Below are 25,141 nucleotides of genomic sequence, written 5' to 3' on the forward strand. Positions count from 1 at the left end.
TATACTCTATAAGCTTATTTACTTATAAATGTATTCTATAAGCATATTTGCTTATATTTGATTATCAAAGCATTCAAAAGGTGGATTATACCAATCATATAGTAATTTCTGGTGATTTTATTGCCTATACAAGTTTAAGCACGGACGAAAAGAAAACGCTCGAACAGCAGCTCTTACAGCTATTTCAGCAACTAGAAACGAAGTACAACACGTTCTCTAGACTCATTAAAGGAGATTATCTTGAGTGCGTAGTTCCAGATCCCGAAAATGGACTAGCCGTAGCGCTCGCTATCAAAACATTTATAAAGTCCTTAGAAATTGAGGAAAAAGTAGAGAATAATAGAACAAGAGTTTTTCAAACCTATAGCATACGCCTTGCCATGGGTTTAGGCAGGCTAGATAGATTTAATAGAGAAGAAAACATTATAGATGGCGATGCTATCTACAGGAGTGGTCGCGCCATAAGTAGCGAGAGCACTCACAATAAGGAGCGTATGGTTATAAAAAATACGCTATTCTTTAGCTCTATAAATGAAGAACTTAACCTCAATATAGATGCGATTATCTCGTTACTAGATCACTTACTAGCACGAGCAACTAGCAGACAAAGCGAGGTCTTATTTCTAAAAATCATGGGTAATAGCGAGAAGGTTATTGCAAAAAAATTAGGCGTAAGTCAGTCTTCTATTAACCAGCACTCCACAGCCTCTGGATGGAATGGAATGGACAAAGCCATCAGGTATTTTAATCACACTTTAAGTAAGATTTCATAATGGATATAGCAACTCTCATCGCCCTACAGACCATAGGTCACCTGCTAGCAGATTATACCTTTCAACCTAAGAAGACTGCAAAGTCAAAGGCAAAAAAAGGCTTTAAAAGCAAACATCTCAAGTGGCATATTCTCACCGTGTTTATTGCTTCTTTTATCACCTCTCTCGATTATAGGTTTCTACCTTGGGCAATAGCAATCGCTGGTATACACTGGATTATTGACGGCTTAAAACCTCAATTACTTAACAACAAATGGCTGCATAAAGGTGCATTCTTTATAGATCAATTACTTCACATCATCACGTATGTTGCAGCAAGTGTTCTTTATGTAAATATCTTGGGATGGCAACCAATTATGCTTGATGCCTCCTACTTTTCACTTATATGCCTTATTGCTATGTTTCTCCTTTGTACAAAGCCGGCAAACATTGTGATAAAAGAGATTTTCAATCTATTCTCGGTTTCATTTACAGAAAAATCACAAGACCTACCTAATGCTGGCCGACTCATAGGTATCACAGAAAGATGGCTAGTACTTGTGCTTATCATCGTAGGACAGTTTAGCGCTGTAGGTTTTTTGATTACAGCAAAATCTATCTTAAGATTTAAAGATGGAGACTACCTTAAAACGGAGTATGTACTCATTGGCACCATGTTGAGTTTTGCCATTGCCATTGGGTGTGCATTACTTTACACACTCTTTATCGCGCCATAGCATATTCGTTAAAAACATTTTTATTCTCTTATGTTTAGCTACTAGATGCTATTTTTATAAGTACAACCAAAATTTACAATCCATGTATTTCAAACACATTCTCACGGGTATCATTGTTGTTTCCGCTTTCGCGAAAGCGTATTCTCAAAAAGTCTCGGTTCCTGTAGATACCACCATCGTATCAAGTCATTCTATCACTGTTAAAGGAAAAACGATTCCGTATACAGCTACAGCTGGTTTTCAACCAGTCTGGGATGATGAAGGAATGCCTGTTGCGAGTTTATTATACACCTATTACAAACGTTCTGATATTAAAAATGATGAGACTAGACCTTTAGTTATTTCTTTTAACGGTGGTCCAGGATCTGCATCTGTATGGATGCACATTGCTTATACAGGACCACGCATCCTTAAAATAGACGACGAAGGTTTTCCTGTACAACCTTACGGCATAAAGAGTAACCCTAATTCGATTCTAGACGTAGCAGATATCGTATTTGTAAATCCTGTAAATACTGGCTACAGCCGAATGCTGCCTAATGAAAAAGGAGAAATGCCAGACTCTAAACAGTTTTTTGGGGTAAATGCAGATATTAAATATCTAGCCGACTGGGTAAATACTTTTGTTACAAGAAATAACCGCTGGCGTTCTCCTAAATTTTTAATAGGCGAAAGTTACGGTACCACCCGCGTATCTGGACTTGCCGCCGAACTTCAAGATAGTAAATGGATGTTTATTAATGGGGTGGTACTAGTATCTCCTACAGAAATAGGTTTTGATTTTGATGGACCGGTAGAAGTTGCAAACCGTCTTCCTTACTTTACAGCTGCTGCATGGTATCACAATATGCTACCTCCAGCACTACAGCAAAAAGACCTAACAGAAGTACTTGCCGAAAGTGAAAACTATGCCGTAAACGAACTCTTACCACTACTGGTGAAATCTGGCTATCTAGAAACAGATAAAAAAGAGGCTGCTATTAAAAAAATGGCCTATTACTCTGGACTCTCAGAAACTACCATAAGACAAAACAACCTTGAAGTTCCTTTTAATTATTTCTGGAAAGATTTATTGAGAAACCGCGACGGACTTACCATAGGACGTCTTGATTCTCGTTATAAAGGACTAGACGTAAAAGAAGCTGGTGATGGACCAGATTACAATAGTGAGCTTACCTCATGGTTACATTCTTTTACTCCAGCGATCAACTACTACTACAGTCAAGAATTAGGATTAAAAACAGATCTTAGTTATAATATGTTTGGACCAGTGCGTCCTTGGGATCGTTCTAATAACAATGCTGGCGCAAGTTTACGCAAGGCAATGGGTGTAAACCCTAACCTCAACGTAATGATACAAAGTGGTTATTATGATGGCGCAACTACTTATTTTAATGCAAAATATGTAATGTGGCAACTTAACGCAAGTGGTAAATTATCTGATAGATTGAGCTTTAAAGGCTACAGATCTGGGCATATGATGTACCTGCGCAATGAAGATCTTATCAATGCAAATGACGATTTACGTGATTTTATCAAGAAATCTTCTGCGGGTATTGAAAATGGAGCAAAGCATTAAAGAAATCCCAAAAGGATTTTCATATAATTTAATAAATACAGCCCTTGACAAAAATTATTCAAGGGCTGTTTAATAATATATAGCTATCAACAAGACCACTACCCTTATTAAATACTACCTCTACCTCTGGGGATTATACATTATCTTCTTTACAATATTCGGGATCCTTAAAACTCAGTTTCCAGAGATATTTGAACGAGATTATGAGCAATCTACTTTGCGCGAGTTATTGAAGAATAATCCGCTTAAGTTATTTGTACTGGCGGTAATATTTGCTCCTATTATTGAGGAAATGATGTTTCGTACACTTATAAAGCCAAGTCACTCAGACATCATACTCCTGCTCTGCTCTTGGCCGCTCTTTTATTCAAATAAATTTATACCTGCAGATGTACACTGGGTAATAAAACTTGGATTCATAGCTATCTTCTTATTTACTGTATTCACCATTCTCAAACAACTCATACCAGAGCACCGTACTCTTAAGGTACGTAACTTCTTGTCACGGAACGCTACGGTTGTTCTTATTGTGAGTTCGCTACTTTTCGGCATGGTGCACATCAATAATTATGTAGACACCTTTGTACTTAATGCAGCACTTATTGCACTCATAATCCCGAGAATTATTTCAGGATTTATGATGGGATTACTTAAAATCAAGAATGAAAATATCGCTTGGCCTATGGCGCTTCATGCGATGAATAATGGTTTTGTAATCATCATTTTGATATTCTCTAAAACAATGGAAAATTCTTAAACGATGATTGTCACGCCTATAAAAAACAGCGAACTAGACGTCCTACAAGATCTCGCAATACGGACCTATTCATCAGCATTTGCTCATAAAAACAAACCAGAAGTCATCGCAAGTTATTATGAGTACGCTTTCGCGAAAGCGCACCTCAACAAACAATTATCTAATGAGGACTCACTATGGTTCTTTGCTCGTGACAATGATACTATTATAGGGTACCTAAAGTTGAATGTTAATCAGGCTCAAACAGAATTCCAAGAGCCTAATGGACTAGAAATAGAACGTATTTATATAGACACTACATACTTGCGCAAGGGTTATGGGAAACGGCTTATAGATTTTTCGATTTCCAAAGCGAGACAGCTTAAAAAAAACTACATTTGGCTTGGCGTTTGGGAGGAAAATCCAGACGCAATAACATTCTACAAAAAACAAGGTTTTATCATCACAGGCACTCATGATTATGATATGATTGCAGAGATTCAAACCGACTATATAATGACGCTTGAAATATGAATAAGCAAATAGAATCCATCTCCGTATTTGATATGCTTAAAATAGGCGTGGGACCTTCAAGTTCTCATACGCTCGGACCTTGGCGTGCAGCAAAACGCTTTATTAAAAAATTAAAAGACACTAATAAATTTGAGATGGTCTCTACTATAAAAGTAGACCTTTATGGATCGCTATCTCTTACTGGCAAAGGCCATGCTACAGATGTCGCCGTGATTATGGGCCTTACAGGTGCAGACCCACAAACCTGTAATATAGATGAAATACCTACTACTGTAGATCACATAAAACTTTTTAGACGTCTTGACCTCGATGGTGAATTCACCTTTGACTTCAACCCTGATGAGGATATCGTATTTAATAGAAAATTTTTACCCTTTCACCCTAACGGGATACGATTTACTGCAACCTTAACTAATGATAAGAAGGTAAGAGAAAAGTATTATTCCATAGGTGGAGGCTTTGTTGTACAAGAAGAACGCAAACGTGCCGAACGCAAGAAAATAGAATTTGAATGTTTCCCTAGACCGGTAGAAAAAGCTACAGACCTACTCAAGTTCTGTAAGCAAGAAGGAAAACCTATCTCTCAAATCGTATTAGAAAACGAGCTTTACCTCCACACAGAAGAGGAAATCAATGAACGTTTTAAACAAATCTGGGATGTGATGCTAGACTCCATGTACATAGGTTGTCACACAGAGGGAACATTACCTGGCGGACTAAATGTACGCAGAAGAGCATATGATTCTCATTTAAAACTTCAAAAAAACACCAACTATACAGATAAGTATGAGTGGATAAAAGCGATACGAAGTCAAGAGGTACGCTTTCGCGAAATATTGAAGTGGGTATCTTGTTTTGCTCTTGCAGTAAATGAGGTAAATGCATCTCTAGGACGCGTGGTTACCGCTCCTACTAATGGTAGCGCAGGAGTAATCCCTTCTGTATTGATGTACTACATCGTTATAGAAAATCACGATGCAAATTTTGAAGATATTAAAAGGTTCCTTCTCGTAGCAGGCGAGGTAGGAAGTCTATTTAAAAAAGGAGCAACCATCTCTGCAGCAATGGGTGGATGTCAGGCAGAAATAGGAGTATCTAGTGCAATGGCAGCAGCTGGTCTTACAGAACTCATGGGCGGAAGCCCAGAACAAGTTCTCATGGCTGCAGAGATCGCTATGGAACATCACTTAGGCCTCACTTGTGATCCTATAGGAGGTCTCGTACAGATTCCTTGTATAGAACGTAACGCCATGGGAGCAATCAAAGCTATTAATGCTTGTGAAATGGCTCTAGATGGAGATGCTGCAAATGCTAAGGTTCCTCTAGATAAAGTGATTGACACTATGTGGCAAACTGCTCAAGATATGAACACCAAGTATAAAGAAACCTCAGAAGGTGGTCTTGCTATTAATGTAGCTATGGCAGATTGTTAAGAATGCTTTTATTAATACAACGCAACCTTATGGTGGAAAATGCATCTTTATAGAGAATCCTCACTAAATCCTACCTTAAATGAGAATTACTACAAGCGCACTGGTCATTATCTTATGTTGTATTCAAACACTACAAGCACAGACCACTCGTGAAGAAAAGAAAGCGATACGCGTTGAAAAACGTGTAAAAAAAATTGAGCGCAGGGATAGCATCTCAAGGATACCCGTAAAATCATACCTAAGTCTCAGTTTAATTAGTCCTATCACGCCTTTTCCTAGAATAAATATAGGCTACACAAAATCTCTTAATAGTCACTGGTCTGTAGGTGGTAGCGTGGGAGTAGGTTTTCAAGGCTTGCCTTATACAAATGGAGATTCAAGCAATTATAGTCTTTATGAAATACGCCCCGAAGTACTTTATTTTATAGGCAAAGGAGATAAATATACTAATTATGTAGGCTTAGAGTTGTTTTACATAAACAGTAAAGAAACGCTAATTTCTGATACTTTTGAGCCTATAAACGATGCAAATGGTACCGTAGAACTTATAGCCTTTGATCGTGCAGACTATCAACGTGTAAAGAATGGGGTTCTAGTAAACTTTGGAGAGTATACTCGATTATCAAATACACTTATGTTGCGTGTAAACTTTGGTCTAGGCGTTCGTTTTAAGGATAATAGCTATAGCAATATTGAGAATCCTAATTTTAGAGGATTTGATTTTGAAGAAAACTTTTTATTTAGTGATACAAATCCGCGACGAGAAGAGGGGTTCTCTACTGGATTTGAGTTTAATATGGACTTTAGATTAATTTATAAGCTAGATTAAAGAATTACTCCATCTATCCCCGCTTCTCTACACAATCCTCTCGATCTCTCGTATCTACTATATAAAAGATTTTCCAGACTCCGTTGCGTTTAAAAAGTTGGAAACTATTTGTGCCACAATGACTAAGACTACCATTAATATAAAATGAATATGGCGTCCATACATTTGCCATTTTACCATCCATTTTTATCTCATAATCTGCTATGCGCTCTTCAAAAGCAGTAGTTTCTGGTATAGAGCAAATAGATAATAGAAACTGATTAAAGTCTTGCTTACTCAATTCAATCTCCCCAAGTTTCCCTTTGCCTATAGACTGCATCATAACATCTTCATGAACTACCTTTTTAATAAGTAGTGAATCCTGCTTATGGAAACCTTCAAAAAATGTTTGAACCACCTCTTTCACCTCTTGTTCTCCCTGAGGATCTTGATTTAAAGACTTGTAATAATGATTATCTGCTTTTACAAAAGCAAACAGTATAAAGACAGCAATCATTGGAACAAAAAGATATTTGAGACGCATAAAGAATGTTTAACACATAGGTATCTAATTTACTACTTTTGTAACAGAAAAAATAAACAAATGTCTACAGCCAAAAAAGAATACAAAAGAGTAACCGTAAAGTCTCTTACTGAGATGAAAGCTCGTGGAGAAAAAATATCAATGCTTACTGCCTATGATTATACCATGGCAAAAATAGTGGATGGTGCAGGTATAGATGTTATTCTCGTAGGGGATAGTGCTTCAAATGTAATGGCTGGACACGAGACCACACTACCTATTACGCTAGATCAAATGATATATCATGCCTCTTCTGTTGTGCGTGCTATTAACAGAGCTTTGGTCGTGGTAGATTTACCATTTGGTAGTTACCAGAGTGATCCTAAAGAAGCGTTACGATCTGCAATACGCATCATGAAGGAATCTGGAGGGCACTCTATAAAATTAGAAGGTGGTAAAGAGGTAAAAGAAAGTATTAAGCGTATTCTTAATGCAGGAATTCCTGTAATGGGCCACCTAGGACTTACACCACAAAGTATCTATAAATTTGGCACTTATACGGTAAGAGCAAAGGAAGAAGAAGAAGCTCAAAAACTAAAGGAAGATGCACTAATGCTTCAAAAAGCAGGTTGCTTTGCACTTGTTTTAGAAAAAGTTCCTGCAAAACTAGCTCAAGAGGTTGCCGCTAGCCTTACAATTCCAGTAATTGGTATAGGCGCTGGTGCTGGTGTAGATGGTCAAGTACTAGTAACGCACGATATGGTTGGAATGACACATGAATTCAACCCACGTTTTTTGAGACGTTACCTAGATCTTCATACAGAAATGACAAAAGCATTTGAGCAATATAGCACAGATGTAAAAAATCAAAGCTTCCCTAACGAAGATGAGCAATATTAATACTCCGTATTAAATTCCCTTATACCCATATTATCGCGTAGAGCTTCATGCACTCGTGATAATGTGAATATAATTATAGCTTCTAAAAGAAAAGCCGTCAATGAATAATACCCTCTCTACTGCAGACAACCTCAACGTTATTTATGAGGATAATCACATTATTGTGATTAATAAACGTAGTGGGGATATCGTACAGGGAGATAAGACAGGTGATGCGCCCCTGAGCGAGGTTGTAAAAAAGTATATTGCTATAAAGTATGATAAACCCGGTGCCGTTTATTTAGGTGTTGTACATAGATTAGACAGACCTACTTCTGGAATTGTTGTATTTGCAAGAACAAGCAAAGCGCTACCACGCCTCAACAAAGCCTTTGCCGAAAGAGAAACACAAAAAACTTACTGGGCGTTAGTAAAAAATCCGCCACCGGCAGAGAGTGGCACTCTTATTCATTACCTAAAGAGGAATCCTAAACAAAACAAAAGCTACGCACACAAGCATGAGGTTCCAGATAGTAAAAAGGCAATTTTGGATTATAGAGTTATAAAAAAACTCAAAACCTTTTACCTACTCGAGATTGACTTGCACACTGGGAGACATCATCAGATTAGAGCCCAACTTACGGCTATGGGATCCCCTATAAAAGGCGATCTTAAATATGGTTTTGACCGCAGCAATCCTGATGGTAGTATTAGTTTGCTTTCGCGAAAGCTTACCCTCACCCACCCTGTAAAAAAGGAAGAAATGACTTTTACAGCCGAAGTTCCCGAAGGTGATGCTGTGTGGAAGGCTTGTAACTAGGGGTTTCCTACTTATTTCGCGACGCTCTTAAACTCTCGACCACAACACTAAATAGTATTAATGAACCTCCCAACACAGTACGCCATCCAGGGATTTCATTAAGAAAAATAATACCTAGAATGATCCCATAAATAGGCTGCACGCTTCCCATTAAACTAGCTGCTGTAACAGAAAATCTTTTGATACTAAACAAGAACATCGTGTGTCCTAAAGCGGTGGTTATAAGAGCAAGCAATCCTATATAAGGCAGCTCTGCAACAAAACCTTCGGTGTCAAAGATAAAATATGCTGGTATAAGCATAATCGCAATCACCAGCGTTTGGTACCACATCACTACAGACCCGTTATAGGAACCTATTTTTGTTTTTACTAGTAGGTTACGTATTGCAAAACATAACGCAGACAGCAATCCTATGAGTATCGCAAGGAAATAGTCGTTTTCTGTATCAAAAGTAGGCGCAAGAAAGTAAATACCTATCAATACAAGCACCCCAAGTAACAAGTGCATTTTTGAAAACTTGGTTTTCAAAAATAGTGGTTCTAGTAAGCTAGTCATCACAGGATAAGTGAATAGCGAGAGCATCCCAATAGCCACATTAGATAGTTGTAAGGAGTAGAAATAGGTAATCCAGTGTAGTCCCATAAAAACTCCAGAAAGAGCAATCGCAAGCATATCTTTTCGCGCAAGCGTAAAAGAAAAACCTTTCCACTTTATAAAGAGGCCAAGTAATAGCATTGCTCCAAAAGATCTGATACCTATGGTTACTGCAGGAGGTAAATCTATATATCTCCCCAAAACACCAGATGTGCTCACAAAAAGCATGGCAAGATTAATTTCTAATATGTGTTTAGTGCTATTCTTCATCGAGGACTTATAATTTTGGAAAAACTACGACGTATTAGACTAACGCAAAGATTGATGCGCTTTGTTTTTGATTACATCTGCCACTGGTTTATTTTCTATTTTACTCTCTAACCACGACAACACATCTAAGTATAAAAATGCTCTTCGCTCATAAGGGTCTTCCTCGTACTGCTTAAGCGTACTATGTAAATTCTTAAATGCTCCCTTGAGTTCGTGAGGGTATATATCGCCTAGGTTTCGCACAAATTTAATCATCTCTTTTTGTACCTCATGCATATCATCCATCTTAATTAAAAACTTGTAGGTGCTTCTTAATAGTGACTCTAGATGATAGTCCTTACCTGCCTCGTAATGAGCAATGAGATTAAGAATACGTGAGAAACACATGAGATCTTCTCTACTTTTGAGACTATGATTATTTATGATTTTTTGGCAGTACTCTATACATTTCACGTTATCTCCGGCTCCAAAGTATAGACTAGCAATCTTATAATAGAATATCATTACATGATGCTCATCTATTCTATATTTGGGTGATTTTAATCCTGCAAGCACCTCTTTTACGAGACCATCCTCATCACTAAAGCTTCCCGTCATAAACTTATGGTTAAAGCAATTGCTTGAGGTATATAGAAATAGTAGCGTATCTAGGTTATCACCCTTAGGAAAGTTAGGATTCTCCTTTACTGTAGTAAGTTTATCTAGGGCTTCCTTAAACTTTGATTCGTGTTTGAGGTAATATAAAGATTCGAGCAAATAATGTATTCCCTTTAGGTAGAATACTGGGTTTTGCTTAATCATCGTGGGGTTATCATCAAAAAGTCTCACATAGCGATCTGCATACTTGTAACTAGTCAGGAAGTCTTGCGTTAAAAAACTATACCAAAGATGTGCTTTATACAACCATAACTTTTCTCTAAAGTTGAGTGTGTCATAATTATATTTAGGTAAATGCCCATCAAAGTAGTCAGTAAGGCGCTGCTTCTCTGCATCACTTTTCACATAGCCCGTCTTGAGCATGATACTATATAATTGTAATGAGAGGTTAGATAGCTTACTAGCCATTACATTTTGCTCACTTAGCATTTTTGCTTGTACAGCAAGCTCATCTGCTCGAGTAGCTATACTTCTAGTAATGTACTGAGTTTCTATAATTTTCTCTAATTCTACAATCTCGTAGGCAACATTTTTCTCCTCATTCTCGAGCGCCATACTTTTGGCCTTATCTAGAATTTTGAGGCTTTGTTTGTATAAACCTTTCTGATATAAGATGGTTGCAAAATCTAGCTGCTCTCGTATTTGAACACGTATATTTTGATGTGCAGGAGTGAGTCGTAAGCTTATTAATAATTGTCTATAAAGATGCGCTTTAAGGTTAGAAAGTTGTGTTTTAGTAACAATACCAGACTTTAAAATTGCAGTCTCATTGTATGTTTTCTCTTTGTCTAGAAATTCAAAAAGTTGTAAAAACTTGGCTTCACTATTTCCCACTAGTCGGCCTACGTACAGTTTAAACTGGCGCTTCTCACTCTTAGATAATGACTTTATTAAAATAAATAAAGAATCATTATGATCATTAAGCGTTGTAATGATTTTTCTCATAACTAATTGAAATACAGTTATTTGATTAGACTAAAATTAACCTTGATGTCGTAAGCTTCATCATAACCCACATCGTTTAAGAATAAGCAAGGTATAAATTCGTGTAGAAATGAATGCTATGCAAAACGACAAAGTTCAGATTTTTGATACGACTCTTAGAGATGGAGAGCAGGTTCCTGGTTGTAAATTAGACAAAAAAGAAAAGCTCACCATAGCAGAGCGTCTAGACCTTCTAGGTGTAGATGTTATAGAAGCTGGATTCCCTATTTCATCCCCTGGAGATTTTACCTCTGTAGCAGAGATATCAAAACTTGTTAAAAATGCAACAGTATGTGGTCTCACCCGTGCTGTAGAGAAAGATATAGAAGTAGCGGCACAAGCACTTAAATATGCCCTAAAACCTAGAATACACACTGGTATAGGGACTAGCGAGTCGCACATGAAATATAAGTTTAATGCCACTCCAGAGCAGATAATTGAACGCGCTATTAAGGCAACCGCTTACGCGAAAAATTTTGTTGATGATGTAGAGTTTTATGCAGAAGATGCTGGACGTACAGATAACGCTTTTCTTGCTCGTGTTCTAGAACAAGTAATTGCAGCTGGAGCGACAGTTCTTAATATTCCAGATACTACAGGTTATTGTTTACCTGAAGAGTATGGAGCAAAAATTAAATACTTACGTGAAAACGTAAAAGGTATAGAAAACGTAATCCTCTCTTGTCACTGTCATAATGATCTTGGTCTAGCCACTGCAAATAGTATTGCTGGCGTTATAAATGGAGCAAGACAGATAGAATGTACCATAAACGGTATAGGAGAGCGTGCTGGTAATACCTCACTAGAGGAAGTGGTAATGATACTTAAACAACATCCTACCCTTAATCTTCACACAGATATAAATACCCAACTACTTTTTGACACGAGCCGTATGGTGAGTGATAAGATGGGAATGGTCGTACAACCTAACAAGGCTATTGTAGGTGCAAATGCTTTTGCTCACAGCTCAGGTATTCACCAAGATGGTATGATCAAAAATAGAGAGACCTACGAAATCATGAATCCTAAAGATGTGGGAGTAAATGAGACTTCTATCGTGCTTACTGCAAGAAGTGGTAGAGCAGCACTTGCATACAGATCTAAAAAAGTAGGATACGAATTGACCAAGATTCAACTAGATGCAGCTTATGAACAGTTTCTTAATGTAGCAGATAGACAAAAAGAAGTAAAGGATAATGACATCCATATGATCATGGATCGCATACAGCTTAAAGCAGGAGCAATAGCTTAATAATAACCAACTCTATTTTTACAACGTAAAATTTGAGTAACACAATACAATGGGAAAAACACTATTTGATAAAGTCTGGGATGCACACGTAGTAGACACGGTAGATAACGGACCCCAAATCTTATATATAGACAAGCACTTGATACACGAGGTTACCAGTCCGCAGGCGTTTAATGAGCTTGAGGAGCGTGGTATTACTGTAGCGCGTCCAGATCAAATAGTTGCCACCGCAGATCATAATACCCCAACGGAAAATCAGCATCTTCCTATCAAGGATGAGATGTCTCGCAAGCAATTACAACAACTCACAGAAAACTGTAAAAAACACAACATCACGCTCTATGGACTAGGTCACAAATACAATGGCATCGTACACGTGATGGCACCAGAATTAGGTATCACACAACCGGGTATGACTATGGTTTGTGGTGATAGTCACACCTCAACACATGGCGCTTTTGGAACTATTGCCTTTGGTATCGGGACGAGCCAGGTGGGACAAGTATTTGCGAGTCAGAGCCTATTACTTAATAAGCCTAAAAGCTTACGCGTTTCTGTAAATGGGACCCTTGCACCGCACGTTTCTCCTAAGGATGTGATTTTATACATCATTTCAAAAATTGGTACAAACGCTGGTACAGGTTACTTCTGTGAGTATGCGGGTAATGTTTTTGAGGAGATGAGTATGGAAGGCCGTATGACGGTTTGTAATATGAGTATCGAGATGGGTGCTCGTGGCGGTATGATTGCCCCAGATCAAACTACTTTTGATTATGTAGAAGGACGCAAATTTGCTCCGCAGGGTGACGCTTTCGCGAAAGCGGTATCCTACTGGAAAACACTTCCTACAGATCAAGATGCCACTTTTGACAAAGAATATCAATTTGACGCCGAAGATATAGCACCTATGCTCACCTACGGCACAAACCCAGGAATGGGAATAAAAATAAATGGTGCTATCCCTGAGAAAGGTGATATGACCTTTGAGAAAGCGCTTGAGTATATGAACTTCAAGGGTGGAGATCAACTACTAGACACGCCTATTAATTATGTGTTTTTAGGAAGTTGTACAAACTCAAGAATAGAAGATTTTAGAATAGCCGCAGCATACGTGCGCGGAAAACATAAAGCTGCAAATGTGAACGCCTGGCTAGTACCTGGCTCACAACAAGTAGCAAAGCAACTCGAAGAAGAGGGGCTTAAAGAGGTGTTTGAAGAGGCTGGGTTTGCCTTACGGCAGCCTGGCTGTTCAGCCTGTCTAGCGATGAATGATGATAAAATTCCCGCTGGAGAGTACTGTGTTTCTACCTCAAATAGAAATTTTGAAGGCCGCCAAGGTCAAGGTGCGAGAACAATACTCGCTTCTCCCCTTGTAGCTGCCGCAACTGCCATTGCAGGAAAAATAGTAGACGTCACAAAAGAAGCTGTAGCCTAATGGAAAAATTTACAAAACTCATAAGCACAGCGGTACCGCTACCTATAGAAAATATAGATACAGATCAGATTATCCCTGCACGTTTTTTAAAAGCGACAGATAAGAAAGGATTTGGAGATAACGTTTTTAGAGACTGGCGTTTTAAAAAAGATGGAACGCTGGATGCAGAGTTCCCTATTAATAAACCACGATATGCTGGAGCAAAAATTCTCGTAGCTGGAGACAACTTTGGTTGTGGTTCTAGCCGTGAGCACGCTGCTTGGGCAATTGTAGGGTACGGATTTAAGGTTGTGATCTCAAGTTTTTTTGCAGATATTTTTAAAGGAAATGCGCTTAACAACGGCTTACTTCCTATTCAGGTAACGCTGGAGTATCTTAAGGAATTATTAGCAGGTATAGAAGCAAATCCTGAGTTGCCCATTACGATAGATCTAGAAAATCAAGTGGTGGAGATGTCTGGAGTTTATGCTGAGCAAGGTCGAAGTACGAAAGCGGAATTTGAAATAGATCCCTACAAGAAAGTATGCATGATCAATGGTTATGACGACATAGATTTTTTATTAAGTAAAAAGGCAGAAATAGAAGCCTTTGAAAAAGAACGAATGGTGTTTTAATAAAACACTTTATATAAATAGTTACCAGATCCTCGCTTACAAAGGCGGGGATTTAGTACATAATTCAAACACACACTATGGATTTTAATATAGCAATCATACCTGGAGACGGGATAGGACCGGAAGTTACTGCTCAAGCAAAAAAAGCGCTAGAGGCAGTGGCAGATGAATACGGACATCACTTCACATATACAGAAGCAATGATGGGCGCTTGCGCCATAGACGCGACGGGTAATCCGCTTCCTGAGGAAACGCTGGATATTTGTGAGGCATCTGACGCTATATTATTTGGGGCTATTGGAGATCCTAAGTATGACAATGACCCAACAGCAAAAGTTCGTCCAGAACAAGGTCTTTTGAGACTTCGTAAATCCCTAGGACTGTTTTGTAATGTACGCCCAGTAAAAGCCTACGAACAGCTTATAGATAACTCTCCATTAAAGAGAGAAATCATCTCTGGCGCAGATATGTCGATTTATCGCGAACTAACTGGTGGAATCTATTTCGGAGAAAAGCATCTAAGTGATGATGGTCAAGTAGCTTCAGACGGTTGCTCGTATTCTGTAGAGGAAATTACGAGAATTGCACATCTAGCCTTTAAAGAAGCTCAAAAAAGACGTAAAAAACTTACTCTTGTAGATAAGGCAAATGTGCTAGAGACTTCCAGGCTTTGGAGAAAAACAGTAACTGAGATTGCCAAAGAGTATCCAGATGTAGCGGTAGATTTTCTCTTTGTAGACAATGCAGCAATGCAAATGATTTTAAACCCAAAGCAGTTTGATGTGATCTTAACAGAAAACTTGTTTGGCGATATTATATCTGACGAAGCAAGTGTAATAGGTGGTTCTATAGGACTTCTAGCATCTGCCTCTGTAGGAAAAGAGAATGCTCTTTTTGAGCCTATACACGGCTCCTACCCGCAAGCAACTGGCAAGGGAATTGCAAATCCGCTGGCTTCTATATTATCTGCAGCGATGTTGTTAAGACACCTAGGCTTGCAAGAAGAGGCAACCAGTATAGAAACCGCGGTAGAAAAATCTTTAGAATTAGGTTTCTCTACAGAAGACCTCAATCCCAAAAAGCCACTAAGCACTTCAAAAGTGGGTGACTTTATTGCAGATTACATTCTTAATCCAGAGGACACAAATCGTAATTTTAAAAATATTCACGCAGGACAAAGCACAATTATTTAATCGTAGTTTATACGCTCGCGTATGCCGCCACCTGCACGGTGTATAATCACATCTGCCTTGCGTTTACGTGCAATACTCTTTGCTTTGCGTATGGCAGTACTCTGCTTTTGATGCTTTGAAGTGATACGCTTGTTACCCTCACGCCTTACAGCCCAGTCCCCCTCATAGGGGACTACGTGCTGATGCCAAGTACGTTTTCTACTTGCCTTGCGAGAGTTTTCATATACGTTTTCTACTATTTCTAATAGTGAACGCAAAAAGGTTTTAATGCTACTCATTGTGCGAAGATACTATTTTACATAAGCTCATTATGTGTCTAAAGCCTTCGATACTCATTAAGATACCGCCTTGTCAAATTTGGCTTGTATCTTATCTAGACCTAGGTTATGTATACTTCCTAAGTGTGAGTGCTCCTTTGTGTTTCCCGCTTTAAAAGAACCATTTTCTACCTGCTCCCCTATTTGCTTATATGCTTCTCTAAAAGGTACACCAGCGGTTACAAGGTCATTAATAGCATCTACTGTAAAGAGGTGTTGATACTTCTCATCATCTAGATTAACATCCTGCACTTGCACCTGAGCAATAGAAAATTCAAAAATATCTAGTACTACTTTAAGATCCTCAACAGACTTGATAGCATTTTCTTTAAGTAACTGGTAGTCTCTGTGATAACCGCTTGGCAGATTATTTGTAATCATAATCATTTCTTGTGGGATTGCTTGTAACTGATTGCACTTACCACGGAGCAATTCAAAAACATCTGGATTCTTTTTGTGCGGCATAATACTACTGCCCGTAGTAAGTGCATCTGGAAACTTAATGAATCCAAAATTTTGAGAACAATACAAACATATATCCATTGCAAAACGACTCAAGGTATTTGCAATATTTGCAACTGCTTGCGTTACCGTACGCTCAGACTTCCCTCTTGAGAGTTGAGCCGCAATTACATTGTATTTCAAATCGGAAAATCCAAGTTGCGAGGTAGTCATCTCTCTATCTATTGGAAAACTAGATCCATATCCAGCTGCACTCCCCAGCGGATTTTGATCTACGACCTTCTGCGCTGCTTTGAGTAAGTAAAGATCATCTATAAGCAACTCTGCATAGGCAGAAAACCAAAGCCCAAAAGATGATGGCATTGCCACTTGAAGGTGTGTATATCCAGGTAGTAAGGTGTTCTTATGCGCCTCTGCAAGTTTTAGAAGTGTCGTAAACAACTTCTCTACGCCTTCAGTTATTTGAGATAATTCTGCTTTAAAATAAAGGTTTAACGCCACAAGAACTTGATCATTACGAGATCTCGCTGTGTGTATTTTTTTACCGGTATCTCCCAGTGCTTTTACAAGGTCACTTTCTATCTTAGAATGTACATCTTCAAAATCTGCTTCTATAACAAATATCCCCTCCTGCTCTTGCTTGAGCATAAGGTCTAATTGCTTATTTAACCGCTCGCTCTCCTCTTTTGTAAGTAAGCCTACAGATGCGAGCATCGTTGCATGTGCCTTGCTGGCTAGCAAATCATATTTAGCAATATGGATATCAATCTCACGATCATTCCCAACCGTAAATGCTTCTATTTTTTGATCTGTTGGTATTCCTTTTTCCCAAAGTTTCATAGGTATCTTATTAGTAGGTTATGCTATTCACACTATTGCAACAACCTTTATTATTTATGCGTTTAAAAATTTTTCTAAGAGCTCGATGTATAATGCTATCCCCTGCTCTATCTCGTGTACATAGACAAACTCATCTGCCATATGAGAGCGAGTGCTGTCGCCTATACCTAGTTTTAAAGATGGACAACTCAAGCAGGCTTGATCAGATAAGGTAGGTGAACCGTAGGTTTCTCTGCCTAGGGCTATTCCTGCTTGTACTAATTTGTGCTCTTTTGGGATACGCGAACTATTTAATCTCAATGACCGTGGCTGTATTGTGTCACACGGCACATTTGCCACCATATAATCGGCGATTTCTTGGTTGCTGTAATGTTCATTAACTCTCACATCTATGACGAGTTCTACCTGGCTGGGCACTACATTATGTTGACTACCCGCATTAATTTGAGTAACTGTAACCTTAGTTGCTCCCAGGGTATCAGACACTTTATCGAAAGTTATATTCTCAAACCATTGCAAGGTTTCTATCACATTATAAATAGCCATATTCTCTTTTATGTGAGCTGCGTGACCTGCCGTTCCTTTTACTACGGCGTCAAAAACAACCAACCCTTTTTCGGCAATGGCGAGGTTCATAAGTGTAGGCTCGCCTACTATGGCAACATCTATTTCTGGTAGATGCGCAAGCATACTATTAAGACCATTTGGACCACTTGACTCTTCTTCAGCAGAAGCTACAATTACAATATTATGAGACATCCCCTCGCGCTCATAAAAATGTACAAACGCTGTTAATAAGCCCACAAGACTTGCACCTGCATCATTACTGCCTAGACCGTACAATTTTCCGTCCTTAATCTCAGCATTATAAGGATCTCTTGTATATCCTTTATTTGGCTTTACCGTATCGTGATGCGAATTGAGAAGCAGTAACGGTTTTGATGCGTCGTAATGTTTATTAAATGCGTAGATGTTGTTACGCTTTCGCGAAAGCGTAATCCCCTTCTCCTCTAACCAGTTTATGATAAGTAAAGCTGTGCCGTCTTCTTCGCTAGAAAAACTTTGTGTCTCAATGAGTGATTGTAGTAATGATACGGCACTATCTATTTGGATTTTTAAAGACATAGTGTCGTGTGTTTTATAGTGTTATCACTCAGTACATCAACCTCGCCCAGATGCACTCTCATAACGCCCTGATCTAGCGCCTCAAAAGCAGTGTCTAGTTTAGGAATCATACCTTCAAATATTTGTCCCGCTGTTTTCATCTCTTTATAAAGCCCTTTATCTATGCGCGTTACAATCGATTCATCATTATTTACATCTTCAAGGACACCTGGTTTTGTAAAACAATAAAACAGCTGAACGTTGTAGAGAGAGCTCATTGCTACCGCAATTTTGGCAGCGAGTGTATCTGCATTGGTGTTGAGCAATTGCCCATTACCATCGTGCGTAATTGCCGAAAATACAGGCACTTTACCGTCAGAAAGGAGGTCATTTATAAAACTCACATTCACTCTATCTATATCTCCCACAAAACCATAATCTACCGTCTTCACTTCGCGTTTATGCGCTCTCACGGCATCACCATCTGCTCCAGAAAGTCCTATGGTGTTTTTACCTTTTGCCTGCAGGCCAGCGACAAGTTTCTTGTTGAGAAGTCCGGCATACACCATTGTCACAACCTCTAGCGTAGTCTCATCTGTCACCCTTCTCCCGTCTACTTTTACCGGGATATAACCCAGCTGCTCTTGTAAAGTAGATGCTTTATTTCCTCCACCGTGTATGATAATAGCTGGACCAGAAATTGCCTTAAAATGCGTGTAAAATGAGGTGAGTAGCTCATCATAATCTACAATGTCTCCACCTATTTTTACTACGGTAAGTTGCTGTTTATTAATCATTGTCCAGTATGTTTTTAAGCACCCATTGTGCCGCCCACGTTCTATTACCAGCTTGCTGGATTACAGCGCTTGACTCGGTGTCTAGCACATCATCTGCAATGACAACGTTACGGCGCACAGGTAGGCAATGCATAACTTTGGCTTGATTGGTTCCCTTAAGTTTTTCGGCATTAATCATCCAGTTACTGTCTTGCGATTGCACCTTGCCGTAATCTTCATAGCTGCTCCAGTTTTTCACATAAATAATGTCGGCATTTGCAAAGGCTTCTTTCTGATTATGAATCACAGGTACTTCTCCACGTATTTCTGGATTGAGATCATAACCTTCTGGATTAGTAATTGTAAAATTTACATTTGCCTTTTGCATAGTCTGGACAAATGAGTTTGCAACTGCGTGCGGCAAGGCTTTAGGGTGTGGCGCCCAGGTCAACACAACATTAGGTTTTTTATTTTCTGCACGTAGACTTTCGGTAAGTTCGTAAATCGTGATTGCATCTGTAAAGCCTTGTAGCGGGTGCGCCGTACTGCTTTCTAGATTTACAACCGGCACACTCCCATATTGCATAAATGCAGAAAGTACAACCTCTAGCTCATCTTGACTTTTATCTACCAGCCCTGGAAAAGCTCTCACAGCAAGCACATCACAATATTGCGATAACACCTGCGCAGCCTCTTTAATGTGCTCTGCTTTTGTGCCATCCATCACAGTACCATCTTCAAACTCTAGTTGCCAGCTATCACTGTTTACATTGAGTGTCATCGTCTCCATCCCAAGGTTTTTGGCAGCCTTTTCTGTGCTTAGTCTTGTACGTAAGCTTGAGTTAAAAAATAGAAGACCTAAGGTTTTTTGTTTTCCCGCTTTCGCGAAAGCGTACGGATACTCCTTCATATACAGCGCTTCTTTAATCGCCATTTCTAAATTAGGGATATCATTTATGGATATGTAGTTCTTCATAACTCTTTGTGTAATGCTTCAAATAGTAAATCTATCTGTAGTTTTTGAATTGTAAGTGGTGGAAGTATTCTGAGCACGTGTTTGTTTTTTGCTCCACCCGTAAAAATGTGATGCTCGTAAATTAGTTTTTTGCGCAATGCTCCTACATCGTAGCCTAAGTCTAGCCCTAGCATTAATCCGCGACCTTTTACAGTCACCCGATTACCAAAGGCAAGTGCTTTCTCCCTAAAATAGGTTTCCATTTCCTTTGCGTGCGTCATCAAATGCTCCTTCTCAATCACCTCGAGAACTGCAAGTGTAGCAGCGCAAGCAAGATGATTACCGCCAAAGGTTGTTCCCAGCATCCCATAACGAGCTTCAATGGAGTGATGCACCAACATACCGCCTACAGGAAAACCGTTACCCATTCCTTTTGCAATGGTGATAATGTCTGGCGTGATATTATATTTCTGAAAAGCAAAGAAATCTCCAGATCTCCCAAAACCAGATTGCACCTCGTCTGCAATGAGTTTTACATCATACTTTTTACAAAGCGCGGCAACATCTTGATAAAACACCTCTGTAGATTGATCTAAACCTCCTACACCTTGTATAAATTCTAAAATCACCGCACAGCAATCTCCTTGCTGCAAAGTTTCCTCTAGTTGCTCCGTATTGCCCAGATCAAGTATGGATACTTTGTGTTGTGCATTTATAGGTGCAACAATACTAGGATTATCGGTAGCTGCTACGGCGGCAGATGTTCTCCCGTGAAAGCTATTTTTAAAGGCTACCACGCGACTTTTACCTGTGTCAAATGACGCTAGTTTTAATCCGTTCTCATTTGCCTCTGCTCCTGAGTTACAGAAAAACAAATCATAATCTTCACAACCAGAAAGCGCTCCTAACTTCTGAGCAACCTCCACCTGTAACGGATTCTGAACTGCATTAGAATAAAACCCTATGGCATCCATCTGAGTTTTTAATTTTTCTATATAATGAGGATGCCCGTGACCTACAGAGATCACAGCGTGACCGCCATATAAATCAAGATACTCTTGTCCACTTTGATCATACACATAACATCCCTTTGCCTTAACAGGAGCAACATCATAAAGTGGATATACATCAAATAATTTCATACTCTTTATTTTTAAGCACTATGAGATGCTATTAATTTTTTGATAACTAGCCACGATTCCCTTTATGAGAGAAGAGCTTAAACCTGAATGTTCCATCTCATTGAGACCTTCTATGGTGCAGCCTTTTGGCGTAGTTACTTTATCAATTTCTGCTTCTGGGTGGTTTCCAGATTTAATAACCAGAGTGGCAGCTCCTAGACAAGTTTGCATTGCAAGTTCTTGCGCTTCTTTTGCGTCAAAACCTAGTTGTATGGCACCCTGCGTAGTTGCTCTTATCAATCGCATCCAGAAAGCAATACCACTTGCACAGATTACCGTAGCAGCTTGCATCTGTCCTTCTGGAATAATAAGACTTGTGCCTAGTTTATTAAAAATGGCTTCGGCTATGGCAATGCGCTTTTCGCCTGCTGTATTACTACATAAACAGGTCATACTTTGCCCTACAGCAATAGCGGTGTTAGGCATTGCGCGTATAATAAATTGATCGTCTCCTACAATTTCAGCGATTTGTGGCACTTTGAAACCAGTTATTGTAGAAATAATAATATGTTTCTCTGTAAGTAATTCCTTAATCTCTTCAAGTATACCTGCAAAATGACCTGGCTGTACTGCAAAAATGAGAATGTCACTTTTTACAACAGCCTCACGGTTATCACTCGTAGTTGTTACCTCCTTGTACGCATCCCATTTTTCGATACTAGAAATATCTCTTTTAGTAAGATATAAGCTAGTCACCGCATTATTTGTGATGAGTCCTTTTGCGATGGCAAGACCTAAATTTCCAGTTCCTATGATTGCTATTTTCATATGTCTATATCTTAACTATTAGAAATAACTTGCCTTGAGTTGGAGTCCCGTATCTTGAGCCCACCCAAACATTAAATTCATATTTTCTACAGCTTGACCACTCGCACCTTTTAAGAGATTATCAATCACACTAGTGATTAATAGTTTATTACCGTTTTTTTCTAAGTGTATAAAGCAGTAGTTTGTATTTACCACTTGTTTGAGATGTAAAGGTGCTTTTACCGCTTTCGCGAAAGCGGAATCCTTATAAAAATCCTCATAAAGGGCATATGCCTCTTCAATCGTACCCTCAAAATATGTGTAGGCAGTTGCAAAAATCCCTCTAGAAAAATTACCACGCTGCGGAATGAAATGAAGTTCACTATTAAAACTCTCTTGCAGCTGAACGACAGACTCTCCTATCTCCCCAAGATGCTGATGATTAAAAGCCTTATAGTGTGAGAAGTTATTATCTCTCCACCCAAAATGCGTAGTAGCACTTGGTTTTACTCCCGCTCCCGTAGCACCTGTAACGGCATTAATATGCACATCTTGACTGAGCAAAGAAGCATTCGCCAGCGGTAATAATGCTAGTTGTATTGCAGTAGCAAAACAGCCAGGGTTTGCAATATTCTGCGCGTTTTTTATTTCCTCTTTATTGATTTCTGGAAGTCCATATACAAAAACTCTATCTTGAAAAAAGATATCATTTTTAAGTCTAAACTCATTACTGAGATCTATGACTCTTGTAGCATCAGAAAAAGTATGATTCCTCAAGAATTCGCCAGAATTACCATGACCCAAGCATAAGAAGACTACATCTACCTCACTATTTACTTTACTTGTAAAACTAAGGTCTACGTGAGCAAGATCTTGATGAACAATCCCTACTGCATTACCCGCATTACTTGTGCTGTATATAAAATCTATCTGCACTTCTGGGTGATGAATAAGCAGTCTAATGAGCTCCCCAGCAGTATAACCTGCACCACCTATGATTCCTATTTTTTTCATTTTTTCTGGTTTGCTATGATTCTAGACTGGTTACCTAGTATTTTTATAAATCCTTTAGCTTCGGCGGCGGTCCAGCCTTGGTTTTCTTCTCCGTAACTCGCTACCTTAGATTGCATAAGGTCATAATCTGATGTGATGCCTACTACCTCAAATCTATATGGATGTAATACTACTTCTACTTCTCCAGTCACCGTATTCTGGCTGCTCTGTAAAAAAGCTTCAAAATCTCTCATTACAGGCTCTAGGTATAATCCCTCGTGTAAGTGAGTACCATACCACAACGCGATGTTTTCTTTGTGTTGCAATTGCCATTTTGAAAGCGTGTGTTTCTCAAGAGTTCGATGTGCTTCGAGTATAATTACAGGAGCTGCAGCTTCAAAACCTACTCTTCCCTTTATACCAATGATGGTGTCTCCCACGTGCATCCCGCGACCTATGGCATACTTGCTTGCGATGTCTTCTAGTTGCTCTATAATCTCCACTGGTGAACCTTGCTTTCCATTAAGCGAAGTAGGTTCCCCTTGTGTAAATCCAATTTTTAAGGTTTGAGAATCGCTAGCCTCCAGCTGACTAGGATATGCATCTTCAGGAAGTGTTTGATGTGAGGTTAGGGTTTGAGCACCTCCTACACTTGTACCCCACAAACCTTGATTTATAGAATACTGTGCCTTCTCCCAAGACCACGAGATACCGTGACTCTGTAAGTAATCGATTTCCTGCTTTCGCGAAAGCGTTTGATCTCTAATCGGCGTTATTATTTCTAACTCTGGCACAATAGTCTGAAACGTCATATCAAAACGCACCTGATCGTTACCTGCACCCGTACTACCGTGAGCAATAGCATCTGCGTTTTGAGCTTTGGCAAATTTTGCAATCTCTATGGCTTGCACGATACGCTCTGCACTTACAGAAAGTGGATAACTGTTGTTCTTAAGTACATTACCAAAAATTAGGTACTTTACCACCGTATCATAAAATGTAGCTACGGCATCTATATTGGTATATGATGTCGCTCCTAGTGCAAGCGCTTTCTCTTTGTTATTTGCGATTTCTTGATCTGTAAATCCACCTGTATTTACACTTACAGCGTGTACTTCATATCCCATTTCTGCAGTAAAATATTTTACACAATAGCTTGTATCGAGTCCTCCAGAGTATGCTAAGATTAATTTTTTCATTACTTATTTTTTTTAAGGAATAGCTTTTCCTTTATTTGTTTTAGCCTGTTGAATACAGGTGCCTTTACAGTATTTTTTTCTGTGGATTTGGATTCTTTTGATGGATCATAGAGCATCCCTGTGCATAAGCACATCTTTTGTTCTGTACGTGTGAGTACGTCAAAGTTCTTGCAGGTCTGGCAACCTTTCCAGAAGCTTTCATCTGTTGTGAGTTCAGAAAACGTGACGGGTTTATAACCTAGATCACTATTAATCTTCATCACGGCCAGACCCGTGGTGATTCCAAAGATTTTTGCGTCTGGGTAACGCTTTCGCGAAAGCGTAAATATCTCTCCTTTAATTTTTTTGGCAAGTCCCTGTCCTCTGAAGTCTGGGTGTACAATAAGTCCAGAGTTGGCAATAAATTTTTCGTGTCCCCAGGCTTCTATATAACAGAAGCCCGCAAAAACGTCTCCCTCTAAAGCGATGACAGCATTACCTGCTTCCATCTTTGAGATGACATATTCTGGAGTTCTACGAGCGATTCCTGTACCACGTACCTTAGATGACTCTGCGATGGTATCACAGATAATCTGAGCATATGGTGTGTGCGAAATCGTGGCTACAACAATTTGCATAGCGATGATTTAAGTTAAAATGTATATTGAAAATGTGACGGTTCCTTTTGTGGAAAACGGGATAGGACTCACCTACCATCCCTCATTAATGAGCTACCCTTACGGGCGGCGGCGGAATCGTCGTACAGGAACAGGAATTAATTGCATAG

26 protein-coding genes are annotated in these 25,141 nt (G+C 39.1%); 13 read left to right on the top strand and 13 right to left on the bottom strand.

Going from position 1 to position 25,141, the window contains the following annotated elements:
• The first annotated feature begins 80 nt into the window (after positions 1–80).
• The 7 genes from ACJJVW_RS01800 (at position 81) to ACJJVW_RS01830 (ending at position 6,600) form a co-directional block, all read left to right on the top strand.
• Positions 81–773, top strand: coding sequence for a fumarate hydratase (locus tag ACJJVW_RS01800; protein ID WP_013751681.1), 693 nt, complete (start codon positions 81–83; stop codon positions 771–773).
• Positions 773–1,489, top strand: a complete 717-nt coding sequence (locus ACJJVW_RS01805; protein WP_405250562.1) for a DUF3307 domain-containing protein — start codon at positions 773–775, stop codon at positions 1,487–1,489. The genes ACJJVW_RS01800 and ACJJVW_RS01805 overlap by 1 nt, the downstream gene beginning before the upstream one ends.
• Before the next feature lie 82 nt (positions 1,490–1,571).
• The gene (locus tag ACJJVW_RS01810; RefSeq protein ID WP_405250563.1) at positions 1,572–3,068 is read left to right on the top strand and encodes a S10 family peptidase; all 1,497 of its coding nucleotides are present in this window, start codon (positions 1,572–1,574) and stop codon (positions 3,066–3,068) included.
• A gap of 217 nt (positions 3,069–3,285) precedes the next feature.
• Entirely contained in the window at positions 3,286–3,825 is a 540-nt protein-coding gene (locus ACJJVW_RS01815; RefSeq protein WP_405250564.1) for a type II CAAX prenyl endopeptidase Rce1 family protein, read from the top strand.
• Between the two features lie 3 nt (positions 3,826–3,828).
• Complete coding sequence (locus ACJJVW_RS01820) at positions 3,829–4,338, top strand: GNAT family N-acetyltransferase (RefSeq protein WP_405250565.1); 510 nt, start codon at positions 3,829–3,831, stop codon at positions 4,336–4,338.
• Positions 4,335–5,771 carry an L-serine ammonia-lyase gene (locus ACJJVW_RS01825; RefSeq protein ID WP_405250567.1) on the top strand — a complete coding sequence of 479 codons (1,437 nt, stop codon included), beginning with the start codon at positions 4,335–4,337 and terminating at the stop codon, positions 5,769–5,771. Before ACJJVW_RS01820 ends, ACJJVW_RS01825 begins: the two co-directional genes overlap by 4 nt.
• 79 nt (positions 5,772–5,850) lie before the next feature.
• Positions 5,851–6,600: a hypothetical protein gene (locus tag ACJJVW_RS01830; protein ID WP_405250568.1), complete on the top strand. Its 750-nt coding sequence runs from the start codon at positions 5,851–5,853 to the stop codon at positions 6,598–6,600.
• Between the two features lie 13 nt (positions 6,601–6,613).
• Here ACJJVW_RS01830 and ACJJVW_RS01835 read toward each other — a convergent pair whose 3' ends face one another.
• Positions 6,614–7,123: a nuclear transport factor 2 family protein gene (locus ACJJVW_RS01835; RefSeq protein ID WP_339848575.1), complete on the bottom strand. Its 510-nt coding sequence runs from the start codon at positions 7,121–7,123 to the stop codon at positions 6,614–6,616.
• Positions 7,124–7,183: 60 nt separating this feature from the next.
• On the opposite strand from ACJJVW_RS01835, the gene panB reads away from it, so the two are divergent.
• On the top strand, positions 7,184–8,002 hold the full coding sequence (panB, locus tag ACJJVW_RS01840; RefSeq protein ID WP_013751674.1) for a 3-methyl-2-oxobutanoate hydroxymethyltransferase: 819 nt from the start codon (positions 7,184–7,186) through the stop codon (positions 8,000–8,002).
• Between the two features lie 100 nt (positions 8,003–8,102).
• Positions 8,103–8,801: an RluA family pseudouridine synthase gene (locus ACJJVW_RS01845; protein WP_405250569.1), complete on the top strand. Its 699-nt coding sequence runs from the start codon at positions 8,103–8,105 to the stop codon at positions 8,799–8,801.
• Positions 8,802–8,808: 7 nt separating this feature from the next.
• Here the strand turns inward: ACJJVW_RS01845 and ACJJVW_RS01850 are convergent, their stop codons facing one another.
• Entirely contained in the window at positions 8,809–9,666 is an 858-nt protein-coding gene (locus ACJJVW_RS01850; protein WP_339848571.1) for a DMT family transporter, read from the bottom strand.
• A 39-nt stretch (positions 9,667–9,705) separates the two neighbouring features.
• A complete protein-coding gene (locus ACJJVW_RS01855) occupies positions 9,706–11,268 on the bottom strand; it encodes a hypothetical protein (RefSeq protein ID WP_405250570.1) in 1,563 nt (520 codons plus the stop codon).
• Positions 11,269–11,386: 118 nt separating this feature from the next.
• Between ACJJVW_RS01855 and ACJJVW_RS01860 the strand changes: the two genes are divergently transcribed.
• The 4 genes from ACJJVW_RS01860 (at position 11,387) to leuB (ending at position 15,801) form a co-directional block, all read left to right on the top strand.
• Positions 11,387–12,559, top strand: a complete 1,173-nt coding sequence (locus ACJJVW_RS01860) for a 2-isopropylmalate synthase (RefSeq protein ID WP_405250571.1) — start codon at positions 11,387–11,389, stop codon at positions 12,557–12,559.
• Positions 12,560–12,608: 49 nt separating this feature from the next.
• The gene (leuC, locus tag ACJJVW_RS01865) at positions 12,609–13,994 is read left to right on the top strand and encodes a 3-isopropylmalate dehydratase large subunit (RefSeq protein WP_405250572.1); all 1,386 of its coding nucleotides are present in this window, start codon (positions 12,609–12,611) and stop codon (positions 13,992–13,994) included.
• Positions 13,994–14,608 (top strand): 3-isopropylmalate dehydratase small subunit, encoded by a 615-nt coding sequence (gene leuD, locus ACJJVW_RS01870; RefSeq protein WP_405250573.1) that lies wholly within the window; start codon positions 13,994–13,996, stop codon positions 14,606–14,608. The genes leuC and leuD overlap by 1 nt, the downstream gene beginning before the upstream one ends.
• Before the next feature lie 77 nt (positions 14,609–14,685).
• Entirely contained in the window at positions 14,686–15,801 is a 1,116-nt protein-coding gene (gene leuB, locus ACJJVW_RS01875; RefSeq protein WP_405250574.1) for a 3-isopropylmalate dehydrogenase, read from the top strand.
• Here the strand turns inward: leuB and ACJJVW_RS01880 are convergent.
• Genes ACJJVW_RS01880 through ACJJVW_RS01925 form a run of 10 tightly spaced genes read right to left on the bottom strand, consistent with a single transcriptional unit; the run spans position 15,798 to position 24,992 of the window.
• Complete coding sequence (locus ACJJVW_RS01880; protein WP_035336350.1) at positions 15,798–16,079, bottom strand: DUF2188 domain-containing protein; 282 nt, start codon at positions 16,077–16,079, stop codon at positions 15,798–15,800. The genes leuB and ACJJVW_RS01880 overlap by 4 nt on opposite strands.
• Before the next feature lie 57 nt (positions 16,080–16,136).
• Positions 16,137–17,420, bottom strand: coding sequence for an argininosuccinate lyase (argH, locus tag ACJJVW_RS01885; RefSeq protein WP_405250575.1), 1,284 nt, complete (start codon positions 17,418–17,420; stop codon positions 16,137–16,139).
• Positions 17,421–17,474: 54 nt separating this feature from the next.
• Positions 17,475–18,545, bottom strand: a complete 1,071-nt coding sequence (locus tag ACJJVW_RS01890; RefSeq protein ID WP_405250576.1) for a M20 family metallo-hydrolase — start codon at positions 18,543–18,545, stop codon at positions 17,475–17,477.
• Positions 18,536–19,321 carry an acetylglutamate kinase gene (gene argB, locus ACJJVW_RS01895; RefSeq protein ID WP_405250577.1) on the bottom strand — a complete coding sequence of 262 codons (786 nt, stop codon included), beginning with the start codon at positions 19,319–19,321 and terminating at the stop codon, positions 18,536–18,538. The genes ACJJVW_RS01890 and argB overlap by 10 nt, the downstream gene beginning before the upstream one ends.
• Positions 19,314–20,276, bottom strand: a complete 963-nt coding sequence (locus ACJJVW_RS01900) for an N-acetylornithine carbamoyltransferase (RefSeq protein ID WP_405250578.1) — start codon at positions 20,274–20,276, stop codon at positions 19,314–19,316. The genes argB and ACJJVW_RS01900 overlap by 8 nt, the downstream gene beginning before the upstream one ends.
• Entirely contained in the window at positions 20,273–21,397 is a 1,125-nt protein-coding gene (locus ACJJVW_RS01905; RefSeq protein ID WP_405250580.1) for an aspartate aminotransferase family protein, read from the bottom strand. The genes ACJJVW_RS01900 and ACJJVW_RS01905 overlap by 4 nt, the downstream gene beginning before the upstream one ends.
• 18 nt (positions 21,398–21,415) lie before the next feature.
• Entirely contained in the window at positions 21,416–22,204 is a 789-nt protein-coding gene (proC, locus tag ACJJVW_RS01910; RefSeq protein ID WP_405250581.1) for a pyrroline-5-carboxylate reductase, read from the bottom strand.
• 18 nt (positions 22,205–22,222) lie between these two features.
• Positions 22,223–23,197: an N-acetyl-gamma-glutamyl-phosphate reductase gene (argC, locus tag ACJJVW_RS01915; RefSeq protein WP_405250582.1), complete on the bottom strand. Its 975-nt coding sequence runs from the start codon at positions 23,195–23,197 to the stop codon at positions 22,223–22,225.
• Complete coding sequence (gene argG, locus ACJJVW_RS01920) at positions 23,194–24,375, bottom strand: argininosuccinate synthase (RefSeq protein ID WP_405250583.1); 1,182 nt, start codon at positions 24,373–24,375, stop codon at positions 23,194–23,196. Before argG ends, argC begins: the two co-directional genes overlap by 4 nt.
• Positions 24,375–24,992, bottom strand: a complete 618-nt coding sequence (locus tag ACJJVW_RS01925; protein ID WP_035336340.1) for a GNAT family N-acetyltransferase — start codon at positions 24,990–24,992, stop codon at positions 24,375–24,377. Before ACJJVW_RS01925 ends, argG begins: the two co-directional genes overlap by 1 nt.
• Between the last annotated feature and the right edge of the window lie 149 nt (positions 24,993–25,141).

Source organism: Dokdonia sp. Asnod3-C12 (assembly GCF_045063975.1).
GTDB lineage: Bacteria > Bacteroidota > Bacteroidia > Flavobacteriales > Flavobacteriaceae > Dokdonia.